Here is a 16,369-nt window from a genome sequence, read left to right as displayed (position 1 = left end):
CTGTTATCGACGCAGAATGTACCCGACCTACTTTAGTAGGGGCTGTGACAACGATCTATGCCCCTCGATCTCACTGTTCTACGGGCTCCATCCCCACGGTGGGCAGTTCACGCTGCAAAAACTAAATTTTTCAGCAAGCTAACTACCATTGTGACGCGCAACTCGCTAAACTTATTTTCCATGAGTGAAGAAAATAGTGAGTCCCCCGTTTCTTACGAGGATGCCCTTGAGGTCGCCCGCCAAATTCAGCCCGCGCTCAACAAGCTCATGCTGATTTTCCAGCGCACCACTGAGGGCACATCCCTAACCACGTCCCAAGTGTCCATCATGAACCAGCTCCGCATGCGCGGCCCCTCCCGTGTGAGCACCATCGCGCAAGCTGAGTTGATTCGCATGCCCACCGCCTCCAATGCTCTGTACCAATTGGAGCGACACGGTTTTGTGGAGCGCCACCGCGATGAAAAGGACCGCCGTGGTGTCCTCGTTGCTCTGACGCAACTCGGTGAGGCCGAGTTGACCATAGTCTCCCGCCAGCGTGCAGCCGCTTTGGCGGAGATTCTGCGCTGGCTCGAACCCGAGGACATCCAGGACGCTGACTCCCTGGTGAATCTCATATCCAAACTGGCCGATGTGTACCGCCCTATCATGGAAGGCAAATAGACCATAGATTATGGCCATATTCAGATTTTCTTTTTATGGCCGCCGGGGTCGATAATGGATAAAACTACCCCGAAACTTGTACTGAATGGCTAAGAAATCTTCACGCCCCGCGGAGGGGCAGACAACCTCAGAGGATCCTCTCGATCCGATCCGCATCCTCGTGTCGTGGAGCCCTAGCTCTGCAGGCACCGAGGCTATCGATTTTGCCGCGTGGATCGCACGGTCCACACCGGTACAGATTCGCGTTGTCTCAACCATTTCGCAGCCGCTGACCGTCACCTCCTTGAGCAAACTCAACGGCTCCTACAAGAAGTGGTTTAAAAAGGAGCGCGCCGTCTGCGAGGAAGCTGTCCGCGACGTACTGGTTGCCGCGGGCGTCCACAAATCTCAATTGGATAAGAACATCTCCGTTCTCGTAGCTGGGCCCTCCCGCCCGCAGCTTCTGGAGGAGATGGCGCAAGATTTTGGTGCCCATGTCATCTTGCTCGGCGCGAATCAGTCCGCACCGAAGGGCCGTTTCTTCTCCGGCTCCACTGCGGATGCCCTCCTCCATTACTCTCCGCTTCCCCTGGGGTTGAGCCCCCGCAGCGTCAAACTGTCCAAGCATGGCGTGACCCGCATCAACTTTGCCTTTACAGACCGCGGCTGCCACGAAGACTCCGCACTCCTCCACGCCGCCTGCATGGCGCAGCGCGGCGGCTTGCCTCTGCGCGTGCTGGCGTTTTCACCCGAGGGGCTTCTCGACGTCCCCCTGGACTACTCCCCTACCTTCCCCACCGACGCCCCCAATTGGCACGAGCATTCCTTGTCCTTGTTGGACCGCGCCCATGACCTCGTTGCGAAGCACTACCCCGACCTTGAGGTCACCACAGCGATTGGCAACGGCAATGGCTGGGCCGGCGCAGTGGATTCACTCAAGTGGAAGAAGGGCGATCTCCTCTGCCTAGGTTCTGCCCCGATGGGCCCCATCGCCCGCGTCTTCATCGGCAGCACCGCCACCGAACTTCTTCCCCATGTGCGCGTGCCGGTTCTCGTGTGCCCCACGGATCCGGAGACTGCCGCCTGATCCACGCGTTAGACTGCACACCATGGCAGCTGAGCATCCTGAAAACGATCTGACCTCGGACGCGGACTACGCTAACCTGCGCCGCCCCGAACCCCAGAGCTTCGACGAGCTTGCCGACGCCCCCGATCCCCTCGCCGTTGCCGAAGCCAACCGCCGCTCCACCCGCCAAGCCGTGTGGTTCATGGTGGTCATCCTCGCCGGTTCCGCGCTTTATGCGTTGATCCTTGCCGGCATCTTTAAGTTCACCGGCAGCACTACTGACTGCCATCCCGCGGTCTATGCCACGTGGCTGTGCACGAAGACTCAGCGCACCATCTTCGCCACCACCACAATGATCATCCCCTTCGCGGGCTTAATCGGCTGCGCGCTCATTATGGTGCGCAAGCTCAAGTCTTATGTGCGCTGGCGCGGCTGGATGGCCATCTTCTGGGTGATGGCCGGCAACTTCATGCTGTGGGGCATCAACGATATTCAGATCCTTCTGGCTCCTGAGCTCTAGCCCGCGCTACCTCGGCGCAGTCCTCGCGCCCGCAGTGCTGGGTTTCTACGTGCTGGATGCAGTCATCACAGATGAGCACCTGCTGCCGGCAGGTGTCCTCGTTGATGCAGTTGTGGAAGGTGTTCGTCCCCTTCCCGCAGTGCACGCAGTGACCCAGCTGAATGAAGCCCGGATCCTCCAGGCCCTGGCCAAACTCGTGGTGCATGCGCTTGTCAAAGACGTACATGGAGCCTTCCCACAGCCCGTCGTTGCCGTACTTCTCGCCGTAGCGCACGATGCCACCATCAATCTGGTAGACCTCACTAAAGCCGCGGTTCTTCATCAACGAAGACAGGATCTCGCAGCGAATACCGCCGGTGCAGTAGGACACCACCGGCTTGTCCTTCATCCAGTCGTACTTGCCGGACTCCAGCTCCGCGATGAAATCGTGCGTGGTCTTCACGTCTGGGACGACGGCATTTTTGAACTTGCCGATTTCCGCCTCCATGGCGTTGCGTCCGTCGAAGAAGACGACCTCACCGCCGCGTTCCTCGACGAGCTTGTTGACCTCTTCGGGCTTCAGGTGCACCCCGCCCCCGACGACACCGTTCTCATCCACCTTGAGCTCGCCCGGCGCGCCGAAGGCCACGATCTCCTCGCGCACCTTGACCGAGAGGCGCGGGAAGTCCTCCGCCCCACCCTCGGACCACTTGAACTCCATCTTCTTAAAGCCCGGGTACTCGCGGGTCTCGCGCACGTAGCGCTTGCAGGCGTCCATGTCGCCGCCCACAGTGCCGTTGATGCCGTGCTCCGAGATGAGGATGCGGCCTTTAAGCCCCAACTTCTCGCACAGGGAGCGCTGCCACAGCATGATCGCGGTGGGGTCCTCGATGGGAGTGAAGCAGTAATAGAGGAGAATCTTGCCAATAGTCACGCCCGCAAGTTTAGGCCCCGCTAAGAGCAAAGCCACAATCTTCCGGGCTTGACGCGGCGGCTGAGCGGCAGTTCTCGGAGCCACTTCCACGCCGATTCAACCCAGATCCCCAGACCTGGGACCCGCAACTCCCTGGTGGGCGGTGGGGCGTCGGCAAGCGCTTGGCGACGCCCACCTGCAAGTATGGGGCTCCAGGTCTGGGGAAATGCGCAGCATAGCCTCGCGGGGCAAGGCTATGCGGGGCAGGGCTGTGTGCAGCAGAGCTGGGAGCGGCAGAGCCTCGCGGGGCTGGGCCCCAAGGGGCTTAGCGCTTCTGGTACAGCGCGCTCTTGCGGGCGAAGACCGGGTCGGAGGTTACGAGCACGCCGAGGTTGCGGAAGATGCCCTCATCCACCGAGCCCAGGATGGTGGTGGTGTGCACGTCGCAGCCCTCAAGCTCCTTGAGCGCATCGAGGGCCCGGCGCGCATTCTCGTCCTTGGCTGCGGACACCGACAGCGCGATGAGCACCTCGTCGGTGTGCAGGCGCGGGTTCTTCGAGCCCAGGTGCTTGGTCTTGAGCGTCTGAATCGGTTCGATGGACTCCGGCGAGAGCAGGTGCAGCTCATCGTCGATGCCGGCCAGGTGCTTCAGCGCGTTGAGCAAGGTCGCAGCCGAGCAGCCCAGCAGAGGTGAGGTGCGGCCGGTGATGATGGTGCCGTCGTGAAGCTGCAGAGCTGAGGCCGGCCCCTCAGTCTCCTCAGCCTTGGCACGCGCCGGTTCCACGACCGGACGGTCGGTGGCCTTGATGCCGGCCTTTGCCATGATCACTGCCGCGCGCTCGGACTGCGTGTTGTCCAGGCCATTGCGCGCCTCCTCCACCAATGTCTTGAAGTAGCGGCGGATGATCTCCTGGCGGGAGGCCTCGCGGCAGACCTCGTCATCGGTGATGCAGAAGCCCGCCATATTGACGCCCATGTCCGTCGGGGACTGGTACGGCACCGTGCCGGTGAGGCGCTCCAACAGGGACTTGAGCAGCGGGAAAGCCTCGACGTCGCGGTTGTAATTCACCGTGGACTCGTCATGGGCGGAGAGGTGGAAGTGGTCGATGACATTCGCATCATTGAGGTCCACCGTGGCGGCCTCGTAGGCCAGATTGACCGGGTGGTTCAGCGGCAAATTCCAAATGGGGAAGGTCTCAAACTTGGCGTAGCCCGCCTGCACACCACGCAGGTTTTCGTGGTAGACCTGCGACAATGCCGTGGCCAGCTTGCCCGAGCCCGGCCCCGGAGCGGTGACCACAACGAGATCACGGGAGGTCTCCACGTAGTCGTTCTTGCCCAGTCCGTCCTCGGAGACGATGAGGTCAATGTTGGAGGGGTAGCCAGGAATGATGCGGTGGCGAGCTACTGTGAGGCCGAGGCGCTCCAGGCGCTCAATGAAGGCCTCCGCTTGGCTGTTACCGTCCTCCAGCTGGGTCATGACGATGTTGTTGACAAGGAAGCCGCGGTCCCGGAAGACATCGACAAGCCTGAGCACGTCGTCTTCATAGAGAATTCCCAGGTCACCGCGGATCTTTTGGCGCTCGATGTCCTTCGCGTTGATGCACACGAGGATTTCCACGTCATCCTTGATGCGCTCCAGCATCGCAATCTTGTTATCCGGGGTGAAGCCGGGGAGCACGCGGGAGGCATGCATATCATCAAAAAGCTTGCCACCCATTTCCAGGTAGAGCTTCCCGCCGATGTCCTTGCGTCGAGCGTTAATGTGCTCCGACTGCAGCTCAATGTATTTTTCACGGTCAAAACCGAGTGCGCGCCCCATAATTAGGCCCTTCCGTTCAACGGGTAGTACCCGGAAAGTCTACAGCAGCACGGCCTCCGCGTAGACTTCGAGACATGCCTGAGGGACATGTCATTCACCGCCTTGCTCGGACACTCAACGCCGACTTCCGCGGCGCACCACTCACCGTCAGCAGCCCCCAGGGCAGGTTTGCTACGGAAGCAGCGCTTGTCAACGACTCCCCTCTCGCCCTCGCCGAAGCCTTTGGCAAGCACCTCTTTCTCCACTTCGATGCCGAAGATCCCCGCCACGTCATCTACATCCACTTGGGCCTCATTGGCTCGCTGCGCTTCGAACCCTCGGCGGATGTGTGGGGCCAGATTCGGCTTCGCCTGGATAACGGGAGCACCGCTGCCAACCTGCGCGGCCCGCAGTTCTGCACGCTCATCACGGAAGAGGAGTACCAGGCCAAGGTGGCGAAAGTGGGGCAGGATCCTCTGCGTGAGGATGCCGACTCGAATGCTCTGTGGGCGCGTGTCCATGCCTCACGACGCAGCATCGGCGCTCAGCTTATGGACCAAGGACTGTTCGCCGGTGTGGGAAATATCTATCGCGCGGAGGCGCTCTTCCGTCAGGAGCTCTCTCCCTTTATCCCCGGCAACCAGCTGGACCGCGCGGAGTTCGACGCCATCTGGTCTGACTTGGTGGGACTCATGGAGTACGGCGTGGAGCACGGACGCATCGACACCGTCCGGGATGCCCACACCCCGGAGGCCATGGGCCGCGAGCCGCGCAAGGATGATCACGGCGGCGAGGTCTACGTCTACCGCCGCGCCGGGCAGCCCTGCCACGTGTGCGGTACGGAAATCCAGGAGAAGGTCATGCAGGGCCGCAACCTCTTCTGGTGCCCCACCTGCCAACCCGCGCGCTAGGGTGGTCAGTTATGCGCCCTGCCTACACCGTTGCCACTGTTCGTGCCGCTGAAGAGCGGCTTCTAGCCCAGCAATCGGAGTCGGATCAGCTCATGCGGCTCGCCGCCGCAGCCGTGGCGGAGGCAGCCGACACCATGCTGGCCGCCCGCCCCGGCGCGGTGCTTATCCTGGCCGGCTCGGGCGGCAACGGCGGCGATGGGCTCTACGCCGGCGCACTCTTGGCTGAGCGCGGCGTGGACGTTCACGCCCTAGTCCCCCAAGAGCACCACGACGCTGCACTGGATGCGTTCCTCACTGCGGGTGGCACGGTCCTTCCTTCCGATGCCGCTCTGCCGACAGGCACCGCACTGCTTATCGACGCCATCGCCGGCCTCGGCTCCGCCCGCGGCCTCTCTGGTGCAGCCTTGTCCTTCTACCACCAGGCCACCGCTTCTGGAGCCGCGGTCTTGGCCATTGACATGCCCACCGGCATCGACGCCGAAAGCGGCGTTGCTGCCACGGATGCCGTCGAGACAGATGTCACCGTCACCTTCGGTTTTCCCCGCCTGGGCCACGCGCTGGCCACTGAGTGCGGACAGGTCGTGGTCTCCGATCTCTTCCTGCCCGGCGCGCCTTCCTTCGCAGAAACCCTCGCGGAACTCGACGAACCCGCAGGCTACATCGCCCACGAGCCCACCCTTTCCTCCCCCTGGGAGTGGCAACCGGGTGAACTCGATCTTCCTGGTGGGCGTGCTACCCGCCCCTGGCCGGTCGGCTGCACCGGTCCCATTACAGATCCCACGCCCGGCGCGCGCTCCGATAAGTATTCCGGCGGAGTCGTCGCCCTGGCCGCCGGCAGCGACACCTATCCCGGCGCGGGCGTCCTCTGCGCCACCGCGGCGGTGCGTGCCACGCCGTCGATGGTGCGCTTCATCGGTGACAACACCATTACCTCGCTTCTCCCCGAGCTGGTCTGCCACCCAGACGTCCCCTCCTCCGGGCGCGCCCAGGCGTGGGTCGTGGGTCCCGGCCGCGGCACCGATTCGGCGGCGGCCACCGAACTGCGAAAGGTACTGGCACAAGGCCTGCCCACCGTTATCGATGCCGACGCCCTCACGCTCCTGGCCACAAACACCTCACTGCGCCAGCTCGTGGCCGCGCACCCGCTCACCATCCTCACCCCGCATGAAGGCGAGTTCACCCGCCTGTACGAGGCCGCCTTCTCAGCTGCGCCGTCCGCCGCGTGGGGTGACGCCCTGCACCGGCTTGCTGAGGAATTGAACAGCATCATCCTGCTCAAAGGCCGCCTGACCCGCGTCACCGCTCCGGGCCAGCCGATCTATTCCTGCAACGCCGGCCATTCTTTTGCCGCGACCCCTGGCTCCGGCGACGTGCTCTCCGGCATCCTCGGCGCGGTCATCGCCCAGCTGTCTGCCGACACTCCTGTCGAGGTCATCACCGAGGTCCTCCACGCCGGGGCCATCCACGCACACGCGGCGGCCATCGCGGCTGAGACCCCCGACGGCCTCGCCCCCTGTTCGGCCTCCCAGATCGCCGCAGCCATCCCGCAAGCCATTGCGCGGCTCCTCAATGCGGAACGCTAGCGACACGGGAAGGTACGTTTCGATCAAATAGAGTCCGAAAAACTTAGGCGGGCTCAGGTGGTGAATGCATCTATACAGCTAGGAGGTTGTGTAGATGTCAGGTGATGAGAAGCTACGTGAGCGGTTTGTGGAGGCGTATCTGCATGATGCGCGTCCGGTGCCAGTGATACTGAAGGAGTTGGGCGTCTCGAAGGTTCAGGCGAGGGTATGGCGTCAAAGCGAGGGGCTTAACCGTGCTCGGCGTCAGCGGAGTTTGGTTGACCAGCAGTATCAACAAGTTGTCGCTCTGGTTGAAAGTGGCCGATCTGTGCTCAGCGCAATTGAAGAGGTCGGGTTTCCTCAAAGGCTGGCTTATCGCTACCTTGCTCAGGACGGGTTGGAGCTCGTCCGAGGAAATCGCGGTGGAACGGCACAACATGACCGGGATCGCATCGCCCAAGCTCTAAAGCTGGTTGAAGCTGGCAAAAGCTATAAGCAGGCCGGCCAGGTAGTTGATCGCAGCGCTGACACGGTCAAAGCGTGGCATCATGATCACATGTCTGGGCGTTTGATACTCAATGATCATCCCACTGAATCCGAATCGAAGGTAGGACGCGGAAAGCGTCTTATCCGCCATGACCGAATAGCGATAGCCTACCTGCTGAAACAGCGCCATACTCACCGTGAGATTGCAGCCCAGCTGGGCCGGAATCAGTCGACGATTAGCAGGGAAATCGCCCGTGGGATGACTGAGCATGGCTACGATGCCCTCGTGGCGCAAAAGCGGGCTGTGGACCGTTTAGCCAGGCCTAAACCCCGCAAACTCGATACCAACCCGCAGTTGCGTGCCTTGGTCATTGAAGGGTTGAACAAGAAGTGGTCGCCGGAGCAGATTTCGAACTATCTTGCCCGCTGCTTCGGTAAAGGTGGGGATATGTCGATTAGCCATGAAACCATCTACCAAGCTCTCTACATCCAAGCTAAAGGTGCTTTGCGCCAGGAGTTGAAGGTAGAAAAAGCCCTGCGTTCTGGGCGTACCGGCCGAAAACCACAATCACGCCTGCCAGCCCGCGGTAATCGAAGCTGGATTGGTGAAGACTACCGCATCAGCAAGCGCCCTGCCAGCGTTGAAGACCGCGCTGTTCCAGGACACTGGGAAGGCGATCTCATCATCGGACAAGGAGGAACCACTGCACTCGTAACCTGTGTAGAGCGCAGTACCCGCTACACCATGATCCGCAAACTTGATGTGCATGATTCCGCCACGACTGTCGATAAGTTAATCGAGATGTTTACCGGCAAAATACGCAACATCACCAAAACGCTGACCTGGGACCAAGGCGTTGAATTAGCCCAAGTAGACAAGCTGAGCATCGCACGTGGACTAGCAGTCTACTTCTGCGATCCACACTCACCGTGGCAGCGCCCTACCAACGAAAACACCAACGGGCTAGTCCGAGACTTTCTCCCCAAAGGAAGCGAGTTTAGTACCCTGACAGACAAGGGCGTTCAGCAGATTCAAGACCTACTCAACGGGCGCCCCAGAAAAGTCCTTAACTGGTACACACCAGAAGAGAAAATCCAAGAACTATTCAAGTGATGCATCCACCACTTGAAACCGCCTTAGAGATCTAAGCCCCTATTTGATCGATCCGTAGTCCGAAGCCTTCACGGCGGTACGTTCTCGCACACAAGGGCTAAAAATTCGCGGTTTTTGGGAGACTATTTACGAAAACGTACCGTTACTCGGCGCAGAATCCCGGACGCGGTGCCGACGGACTTGCGCAGCAGTCCCCGAGTGCCCACGGCCGTGGTGCCGCGGCGCAGCGAGGTGTTTTCCCACGGCCATGTCATTGCGGCCCAAGCAGCCATGACGGCGAAGGTTTCCACCGCGATGTATCCGGGCCAGGGCCCGAACAGGTTGATGATGGAGGGGCTTCCCGGCGCGTGGTTGAGGAAGCCGTAGTTGCCGTCGGTCTTCGCGTTGACCGCCATCGCGATGGCCATCCACACGGGCGTGACCTTGACGGCGAAGCGGTATCCCTTCCAGGTGGGGCGATAACCCAGGCCAAAGGTAAGGCCTAGCGGCACGGCCAGGGCCACGATGTGGAAGAACCAATAGGTGGCAAAGCGCAGCCAGCGCGGAGAGAAGTAGTAGATGACGTCCGGGGTGATGATGGCCTGCGGGTTAAGGATGATGCCCCAGAAGTACGTCAGGGTCAGCGCGTGCTCGTTGCCGGTGATAAGTCCCAGCGCCAAGATGGGGCGCAGCACGTCGCACAGGTGCAGCGGGAGGGATTCACGGATGTCGAATTGCTGAGGGTCCAGGGATATAACGGTCCAGGCAGTACCGAGGACCAGCAGGGCCCAGCCCACCATCTGCCGGACAAACTTTTCGCGGCTTGTGCCTTTGACGCGGCGAGCGCCAACGATAAAGACGCCGCAGGCAGCGACGGTTATCGTCAGCATGAGCGCATGCAGCGGGGTCCATTGCTGCATGCGCTCATAATCGGTGGGGGTTACCCGGGGGCGGCGAGGTCGAAGCATATCGAAGTATTAATGTACTCCGCATTCGCCTATTTCGTGCGCCAAGGAGGAAAATTAGTTCCTTGAATTAATGACGGAGCTAGGCCGCAACCTCCGAGTAGGCGGAAACCTTGCCGTCTTTGACCTCGACGACGCGGTCGGCGTAGTCCAGCAAGCTGCGGTCATGGGTGATGAAGAGTGTTGCGGTGTCAAAGTCCTCGGTGACTCCGCGCAGCAGCTTGGCGATGTCCCGCGAGAGCTTGGAGTCCAGGGCGGAGGTGGGCTCGTCAGCCAGCAACACGGAAGGCTGGCCCATCAGAGCGCGGGCGATGTTGACGCGCTGGCGCTGACCACCAGACAGTTGGTTCATGCGGCGGTTACCAAAGTCCTTCAAACCCACGAAGCTGAGCAGCTCATCAGCACGGTCCTGGCGGGGCTTGCGGCCTTCCATGTGGTCGATGATGAGCAGCTGCTCACGTGCGGTGAGGGAAGCCAGAAGGTTGGCCTGCTGGAAAATGAGGCCGCGGGAACCGGTGTGCTCCACGGTGCCGGAATCCGGCTCGATAAGGCCGGCGGCTACGGAAAGTAGCGTGGACTTGCCGGAACCGGACTCGCCGATGACGGCGCATAGCTCACCGGGTTTCACGTCGAGGCTCACGCCATCGAGGGCGGTGACGCGGGACTCGCCGTCGGGGTAGGTGACCACGACATCACGAAGGGACAGTGCGGGAGTAGCGGTGGTAGTCATTAGGCGTTGCCTCCTAGGGCGTCGAGCGGGTTGATCTTGGCCACGCGGCGGGTGGCGAGGAAGGCACCGGCGATACCGAGCAGCCAGATGCCGAGGGCCGGAACGATAACGGTCATGACGGAGACCTCGAAGGGCACGGTGCCCTGGGCGGCCAGGCCGAGTAGCCAGCCGACGAGAGCGCCCGCGCCGACACCGGCGGCCAGAATGATGGCGGCCTGTGCAATAGCGTCCTTGAGCAGGTACGTCACGCTGGCGCCGAGAGCGCGGAGAATGGACAGATCACGGGTGCGCTGGATGGTCCAGATGCTGAGGAAGGCGATGGTCACCAGGGCGGAGATTCCGTAGAGGAAGGCCTGCATGGTCAACAGGGAGCCGCGCTCCGATTGGTAGGCCGGCAGACCTGCCAGAGCCTTCTTCATGGGGACGGATGTATCAGTTGGCTCAGTAGTGAGTAGGGCTACGCCCACCATGTCCTCCGGCATATGGGAGACCTTCTGCCAAGTGGCGGTGTCGACCCATACGACCGGGGAGTGGGAGTAGTACTCATCCGGCACCGCTCCGCGCACCTCTAGGTCGACTCCGCCGAGGGTGGCCTGGGACGGAGCATTCATCTCCTCATCGATGGATTCGCTGAGGACCATGCCGCGGTCCGGGATGAGGGTGTCCGTACCGGGGATCTCAGTGCCAGCCGGCAGGCCGAAGACAGCTACGCCGCCCTGTCCATCAAGCTTGGTCTGGGTAGCGCCCAGCGGGATAGCACCAGCGGTGACATCCTCGGCGTAGATTTCCGATTCAGTAAAGGACGGGTCCTCCGTGGAGAAGGTCACGTTCGGAGTGGATTCTCCGAGCGCCTCCAAGGCGGAAGTATTTTGCTTAGACAGGCCTTGGGTGAGGCCGGACAACATAACGAGCAACAACGTAATTAGAGCCACGACGCCGCCGATCAGGAAGAAACGACCGCGGGCGGTGACTATCTCTCTCAATGCAAGGAACATAGTATTCATACTGCTCATGCGCTCAGTGAAAGTAATCGGGCACCTAGTTGAACCTCCAATCAACCAGTTGGTTGATTCGGCCTCAACCGCTGAGGCGATAGGCTGGATCGGCGTGATGATGCGAAACAGCTTGTGGACCTTTGGCCTCCATGCCATGTTCGGATTCCTGCTGGTCTTCGGCGTGCTCCGCGCCTGGGCCGATGATCGCCTCGATGCCCGGGTTTTCGGCCTCGCGATTGCCCTCGCGGTGGTCTACGCCGGTTTCGTGCTCTACGCCGCCCGCAAGCCCGCCAAGCCCGTGCCCACCACGCTGTGGCTCGCCGCACTGTGCCTGCTGTGGATAGGTCTCATGGTGCATGCCCAAGACTTCATGTGGATGGAATTCCCACTGGTCTTCGTCTTTGTCCATGCTCTTCCGTTCTGGCCCGGTATCCTCGCCAGCGCCATTTTGTGGGCTATCGCCGCTTTCATCCCCGCCTGGCTACATCCCCAAGCATGGACGGCGGCTGCCGCCATCGGCCCCTTCATCGGCACGTGTTTCGCCGTGCTCGTCTACCATGCCGCCCGCAAGATTCAAGCGGAGGCGGTGCACCACGCGGCCGTCGCCAAGCAGCTGCGCGAAACCCAGGAGGAACTCGCCGCCACCGAGCATCAGGCCGGCCGCCTGGAGGAACGCGAGCGCCTCTCCCGCGAGATTCACGACACCGTAGCTCAGGGCCTCTCCTCCATCGTGCTGCTCAGCCGCGCCGCCAAGAACACCCCGGATGCAGAAGAAAAGACGGAGCAGCTGCGCCTCATTGAGAAGGTGGCCCAGGACAACCTCGCGGAAGCCCGCCGTTTTGTTAAAGAGCTCGCCTCCCCCGCCTCCTCCATCGATGAAGGCCTGCGCGCCCTCGTGGACGAACTCCAAGCACAAGCGAAGGGACTGGGGCTGCGCACGCAGTTCAGCCTCAAACTCACCGGCCGCGGTGAGGTTCCCACCGAGCTTCACCATGTCATTCTGCGCTGTGCGCGCGAGGGCCTGACCAATGTGATGAAACATGCCGACGCCGACCGTGCGGTGGTCACGCTGGGTGCATTTGCGGATGAGGTCACCTTAGATGTCGTCGACGATGGCCACGGCATCGACGGCCCCCGGGGCTTTGGGCTTACCGGCCTAGAGCAGCGTGTTCGCAGCGTTGGCGGCACCGTCCAGGTAGAATCCTCACCTGCCGGCACCGCGCTCGCGGTGCGAATCCCAACAGGAAGCAAGCGCAATGGTTAACGTGATGCTCATCGATGATCACCCCGTGGTCCGCGCCGGGCTGCGCTCAATCCTCAACACCTTTCACGACATCGAGGTGGTGCTGGAAGGCTCGGATGGCTCAGCGGTGGAGCAGCTGGCGCTTGACGACGTCCCCCCGGTCGACGTCGTCGTCTGCGATATTCAGATGCCGGATGTCGATGGCATCGCCGCTACCCGGCGCGTGCGTGAGCTCGATGGACCACCGGTGCTCATCCTGACGACGTATGACACCCAGGCCGATATCCTCGCCGCCGTAGAAGCCGGCGCGATGGGCTACCTCCTTAAGGATGCTCCTGAGGAAGCCCTTCACAATGCCGTGCTCGATACCGCTGCGGGCAAGCGCACCCTAGCGCCCGAGGTGACCAACCTCCTGGCAGAGCGTCTTGCCCAGCCGGAGACCGCCCTGTCCGCCCGTGAACTGGAGATTCTTCAATCCCTGGCGACGGGCCGTTCCAATAAACAGATTGCGCAGCAGCTCTTCATTTCTGAGGCCACCGTCAAGACTCACCTCATTCACGTCTATCAGAAGCTCGGGGTGGACACCCGCACTGGGGCCGTCTCCGCCGCCCGCGAGCGCAAACTCATTTAAGTAAAATGCACATCTACGATTGCGTGGTCGTCGGTGGTGGCCAATCCGGCCTGGCCACCGGCTATTACCTGCGCCGCAAGAAGCTCGACTTCCTCATCCTCGATGCTAACGACTCCCCCGGCGGCGCCTGGCAGCACGCGTGGGACTCTCTCACGCTCTTCAGCGATTCCGAGTCCTCCACCTTGCCCGGCTGGCCCATGCCGCACTATGACGGTTTCCCGCCGGCTACCCATGTGGTGGACTACCTCACGCGCTACGAAGAGCGCTACGGACTGCCCGTTCAGCATGGCGTTGAGGTCACCGCTGTGTTTCATGACACCGCCTCCTTCCGCCTCACCACGAACCGCGGGGAGTTTCTCGCCCGCACCGTTGTCGCCGCCACGGGCACGTGGTCCGCACCGTTTATCCCCTTCTACCCCGGCGCGTTTGCTGGCCGCCAGTGGCACACCACGAACTACCCCGGCCCCGCACCGTTTCTCCCTGGCGCACAGCCCGATGCGAAGCGCGTCGCCGTCGTCGGTGCGGGTAACTCGGGCGCCCAAATCGCCGCCGAGCTTGCCTTGAAGGGCGTAGACACCACGTGGTTTACCACGCATCCGCCGCGGTGGATGCCGGATGACGTCGATGGCCGCGTGCTCTTTAGCCGCAACCGCCAGCGCATGCTTGCGCTGGCCAAGGGCGAACCCGATCCCGGACCGGAATCAGAGCTGGGGGACATCGTCATGGTCCCGCCGGTGCTCAAGGCTCGGGATAGCGGCCTGCTGAGCTCCACGCCGATGTTTACCTCGCTCGATGAGCTCACCGAGCAGGGATTTAGCGATCTCATCTGGGCCACCGGTTTCCGCCCCGCTCTGCGCCCCTTCACCGGGCTGCTGGCAGAAGGAAAGCCCACGGTGGAAGGATTCTTCCCCGTGGGCTATGGAACGTGGACCGGACCGGGCTCAGCCACCATTGCCGGTGTCTCGCCGTATGCGCGGCAGGTCGCGGCCGATATCGCAGAACTCGTTCGAGACCAGTCTGCCTAGCGGCTTAGAGCAGTATCGCTCCGATGAGTCCCACCACCGCCAGCGCAAGGACAAAACCTAAGCGGTGCAGAATCTGCTTCTGTTTCTCACGGCTCAGCCGCGCCATAAGCAGCGCGCCAAGAACACTTCCCACCGTGTTGTAGAGGAGATCATCGATATCGCTAAAACCTAGGCGGAAGACGTACTGGGCGCTCTCGATTCCCACGCTCACTGCCACACCGAGGAGCAGGGCACCACCTAGGCCCCAGCGCACCCGACGAAGGGAACGCCCCATGACGTACACGGCCGCGCCGAAAGGCATGAAGAGAAGGATGTTGCCAAAGAGGTCGCTCCAGGCGCCGTACCACACCGAGGAGGTAGTGAAACCGCCGAAGAGGTGCAGGTTCACCCTGCGCACGGCATGGGCAGAACCGTTCACGACACCGGGGATATCCATGAAGGGTTTGCCGAGGGTGGCGAGGCCCACGGTGAGGAGGGCAAGGAGGGTGATGAGGAGGGCGTCGCGAAGCATGTGCCGGTTCAGATCCGGCACGGGCGCGAGCCGGTTACGGGGATGACGAAGCTCTGTCGTGCTCATGGTGCTCACTGTAAAGGCACTTGCTGCCAAGTTCCTGGATCATTTTCTGCCAAAATGCTGCTTCACAGCACAGGTAGGATAGTGCGCATGAGCACACTGATTGTCACACGCACTGATTCCGGAGTATCCCACTCCTTCCAAGACGAACCGCTACTGGCAGAGGGCGATACGCTCGTTACCGTGCAGTACTCGTCCCTCAACTACAAGGACGCCATGGCCTTGGAGGGCAATAAGGGCGTTATGCGCATTGACCCGCTGGTTCCCGGCATTGACGTCGTGGGCACCGTGGAAGAGACCACGGATGAGCGTCTGAAGCAAGGCCAACTCGTCGCCGCGTTTGGTGACGGCTTGGGGGAATTCCGCCACGGCGGCTACACCACCCAGCAGCGCGTCAACGGTGAGGCCACCATCCCCGTGCCGGAGCGTTTCAGCGCTAGCGACGCCGCCGCGATTGGCACGGCCGGTTACACCGCGGCCATCTGCGTGAATCAGCTGCGCACCCACGGCACGACCGAGGGCCACATCCTCGTCACGGGCGCCACGGGTGGCGTGGGCTCCATCGCGGTGCAACTTCTCAAATCCGCAGGCTACGAGGTAACCGCGGTGACTGGCCGCGTTGATTCCCAGTCGGAGTACCTCACCACGCTGGGCGCGGACCACGTCCTCGACCGCGCAGCGCTCTCCGAGACCGGCCGTCCGCTGCAGAAGGCGCTGTACGACGGCGCCGTGGACACCGCCGGGTCCACCGTCCTGGCCAACGTTCTTGCGCAGGTGCGGTGGGGCGGCGTGGTTGCCGCCACCGGCATGGCTGCAGGCCCGGACCTGCCGGCTTCGGTGCTGCCCTTTATCTTGCGCGGAATCGTCCTGGCCGGTGGCAATTCCGTGGATGCGCCGCGTGCGGTACGTGAGGCCGCGTGGCAGCTTCTCGACGATCACCTAGACCTCGACCTGCTGCGCTCCATCACGGAAACGGTGCAGCTGAAGGATGTTGCTGCAGCCGCCGAAGAGCTGCGCGCCGGATCCCGTCACGGGCGCACTGTCGTTGAGATCTAGTCCGCTTTAGTGGACGCGGTGGGACAAGGCCTCGTCATCAGTACCGGGAGCTGTGCCGAGCTCGCCCGTCGTGTCATCGTCGCTGCGGGCCAGCCAGATGGAGGAGACCACCAACCCGCCCCAGATGACGACGACGAAGAGGATGAAGAGCAGGATTGCGCTTGTAGTCATTGTCGTTGT

17 protein-coding genes are annotated in these 16,369 nt (G+C 62.0%); 10 read left to right on the top strand and 7 right to left on the bottom strand.

Annotation, left to right across the window (positions count from 1 at the left end; genetic code table 11):
• Positions 1 to 180: 180 nt before the first annotated feature.
• The 3 genes from HMPREF3149_RS04970 (at position 181) to HMPREF3149_RS04960 (ending at position 2,225) form a co-directional block, all read left to right on the top strand.
• Positions 181 to 660 carry a MarR family winged helix-turn-helix transcriptional regulator gene (locus tag HMPREF3149_RS04970; RefSeq protein ID WP_042532799.1) on the top strand — a complete coding sequence of 160 codons (480 nt, stop codon included), beginning with the start codon at positions 181 to 183 and terminating at the stop codon, positions 658 to 660.
• Between the two features lie 85 nt (positions 661 to 745).
• Positions 746 to 1,726, top strand: coding sequence for a universal stress protein (locus HMPREF3149_RS04965; protein WP_070536966.1), 981 nt, complete (start codon positions 746 to 748; stop codon positions 1,724 to 1,726).
• 22 nt (positions 1,727 to 1,748) lie between these two features.
• A complete protein-coding gene (locus tag HMPREF3149_RS04960) occupies positions 1,749 to 2,225 on the top strand; it encodes a membrane protein (RefSeq protein WP_042532803.1) in 477 nt (158 codons plus the stop codon).
• On the opposite strand, the gene HMPREF3149_RS04955 is transcribed toward HMPREF3149_RS04960, so the two are convergent.
• Together HMPREF3149_RS04955 and HMPREF3149_RS04950 are read right to left on the bottom strand one after the other, a co-directional pair.
• The gene (locus tag HMPREF3149_RS04955; RefSeq protein ID WP_070536965.1) at positions 2,188 to 3,138 is read right to left on the bottom strand and encodes an oxygen-dependent tRNA uridine(34) hydroxylase TrhO; all 951 of its coding nucleotides are present in this window, start codon (positions 3,136 to 3,138) and stop codon (positions 2,188 to 2,190) included. The two genes, HMPREF3149_RS04960 and HMPREF3149_RS04955, sit on opposite strands and share 38 nt — an antisense overlap.
• 304 nt (positions 3,139 to 3,442) lie before the next feature.
• Positions 3,443 to 4,939 carry a DUF1846 domain-containing protein gene (locus HMPREF3149_RS04950; RefSeq protein ID WP_070536964.1) on the bottom strand — a complete coding sequence of 499 codons (1,497 nt, stop codon included), beginning with the start codon at positions 4,937 to 4,939 and terminating at the stop codon, positions 3,443 to 3,445.
• A gap of 74 nt (positions 4,940 to 5,013) precedes the next feature.
• Between HMPREF3149_RS04950 and HMPREF3149_RS04945 the strand changes: the two genes are divergently transcribed.
• From HMPREF3149_RS04945 to HMPREF3149_RS04935, 3 genes are all read left to right on the top strand, one after another.
• Positions 5,014 to 5,829: an Fpg/Nei family DNA glycosylase gene (locus HMPREF3149_RS04945; protein ID WP_070536963.1), complete on the top strand. Its 816-nt coding sequence runs from the start codon at positions 5,014 to 5,016 to the stop codon at positions 5,827 to 5,829.
• Positions 5,830 to 5,840: 11 nt separating this feature from the next.
• Positions 5,841 to 7,412, top strand: a complete 1,572-nt coding sequence (locus tag HMPREF3149_RS04940) for a bifunctional ADP-dependent NAD(P)H-hydrate dehydratase/NAD(P)H-hydrate epimerase (protein ID WP_070536962.1) — start codon at positions 5,841 to 5,843, stop codon at positions 7,410 to 7,412.
• Positions 7,413 to 7,506: 94 nt separating this feature from the next.
• On the top strand, positions 7,507 to 8,991 hold the full coding sequence (locus tag HMPREF3149_RS04935; RefSeq protein ID WP_070536961.1) for an IS30 family transposase: 1,485 nt from the start codon (positions 7,507 to 7,509) through the stop codon (positions 8,989 to 8,991).
• A 122-nt stretch (positions 8,992 to 9,113) separates the two neighbouring features.
• Here HMPREF3149_RS04935 and HMPREF3149_RS04930 read toward each other — a convergent pair whose 3' ends face one another.
• From HMPREF3149_RS04930 to HMPREF3149_RS04920, 3 genes are all read right to left on the bottom strand, one after another.
• A complete protein-coding gene (locus HMPREF3149_RS04930; RefSeq protein WP_070536960.1) occupies positions 9,114 to 9,938 on the bottom strand; it encodes a YwaF family protein in 825 nt (274 codons plus the stop codon).
• A 79-nt stretch (positions 9,939 to 10,017) separates the two neighbouring features.
• Complete coding sequence (locus tag HMPREF3149_RS04925; RefSeq protein ID WP_070536959.1) at positions 10,018 to 10,665, bottom strand: ABC transporter ATP-binding protein; 648 nt, start codon at positions 10,663 to 10,665, stop codon at positions 10,018 to 10,020.
• On the bottom strand, positions 10,665 to 11,660 hold the full coding sequence (locus tag HMPREF3149_RS04920; RefSeq protein ID WP_070536958.1) for an ABC transporter permease: 996 nt from the start codon (positions 11,658 to 11,660) through the stop codon (positions 10,665 to 10,667). The genes HMPREF3149_RS04925 and HMPREF3149_RS04920 overlap by 1 nt, the downstream gene beginning before the upstream one ends.
• Before the next feature lie 115 nt (positions 11,661 to 11,775).
• Here HMPREF3149_RS04920 and HMPREF3149_RS04915 point away from each other — a divergent pair, with 115 nt between their 5' ends.
• From HMPREF3149_RS04915 to HMPREF3149_RS04905, 3 genes are read left to right on the top strand one after another with little or no spacing between them, the layout of a single operon-like run.
• Positions 11,776 to 12,924: a sensor histidine kinase gene (locus HMPREF3149_RS04915; RefSeq protein WP_070536983.1), complete on the top strand. Its 1,149-nt coding sequence runs from the start codon at positions 11,776 to 11,778 to the stop codon at positions 12,922 to 12,924.
• The gene (locus tag HMPREF3149_RS04910; RefSeq protein WP_070536957.1) at positions 12,917 to 13,534 is read left to right on the top strand and encodes a response regulator; all 618 of its coding nucleotides are present in this window, start codon (positions 12,917 to 12,919) and stop codon (positions 13,532 to 13,534) included. Before HMPREF3149_RS04915 ends, HMPREF3149_RS04910 begins: the two co-directional genes overlap by 8 nt.
• Positions 13,535 to 13,539: 5 nt before the next feature.
• Positions 13,540 to 14,559: an NAD(P)-binding domain-containing protein gene (locus HMPREF3149_RS04905; RefSeq protein ID WP_070536956.1), complete on the top strand. Its 1,020-nt coding sequence runs from the start codon at positions 13,540 to 13,542 to the stop codon at positions 14,557 to 14,559.
• Positions 14,560 to 14,563: 4 nt separating this feature from the next.
• Here the strand turns inward: HMPREF3149_RS04905 and HMPREF3149_RS04900 are convergent, their stop codons facing one another.
• Positions 14,564 to 15,136, bottom strand: a complete 573-nt coding sequence (locus HMPREF3149_RS04900) for a VanZ family protein (RefSeq protein WP_070536955.1) — start codon at positions 15,134 to 15,136, stop codon at positions 14,564 to 14,566.
• 87 nt (positions 15,137 to 15,223) lie between these two features.
• Here HMPREF3149_RS04900 and HMPREF3149_RS04895 point away from each other — a divergent pair, with 87 nt between their 5' ends.
• Positions 15,224 to 16,189 carry an acrylyl-CoA reductase family protein gene (locus HMPREF3149_RS04895; protein ID WP_042532828.1) on the top strand — a complete coding sequence of 322 codons (966 nt, stop codon included), beginning with the start codon at positions 15,224 to 15,226 and terminating at the stop codon, positions 16,187 to 16,189.
• Between the two features lie 6 nt (positions 16,190 to 16,195).
• Here the strand turns inward: HMPREF3149_RS04895 and metS are convergent, their stop codons facing one another.
• On the bottom strand, positions 16,196 to 16,360 hold the full coding sequence (gene metS / locus HMPREF3149_RS04890) for a methionine/alanine import NSS transporter subunit MetS (protein WP_042532830.1): 165 nt from the start codon (positions 16,358 to 16,360) through the stop codon (positions 16,196 to 16,198).
• Positions 16,361 to 16,369 lie beyond the last annotated feature (9 nt).

Source organism: Corynebacterium sp. HMSC05E07 (assembly GCF_001807225.1).
Taxonomy (GTDB): domain Bacteria; phylum Actinomycetota; class Actinomycetes; order Mycobacteriales; family Mycobacteriaceae; genus Corynebacterium; species Corynebacterium singulare.
Note: the sequence above shows the minus strand (reverse complement) of the source record. Positions and strands in the feature narration are given on the sequence as shown.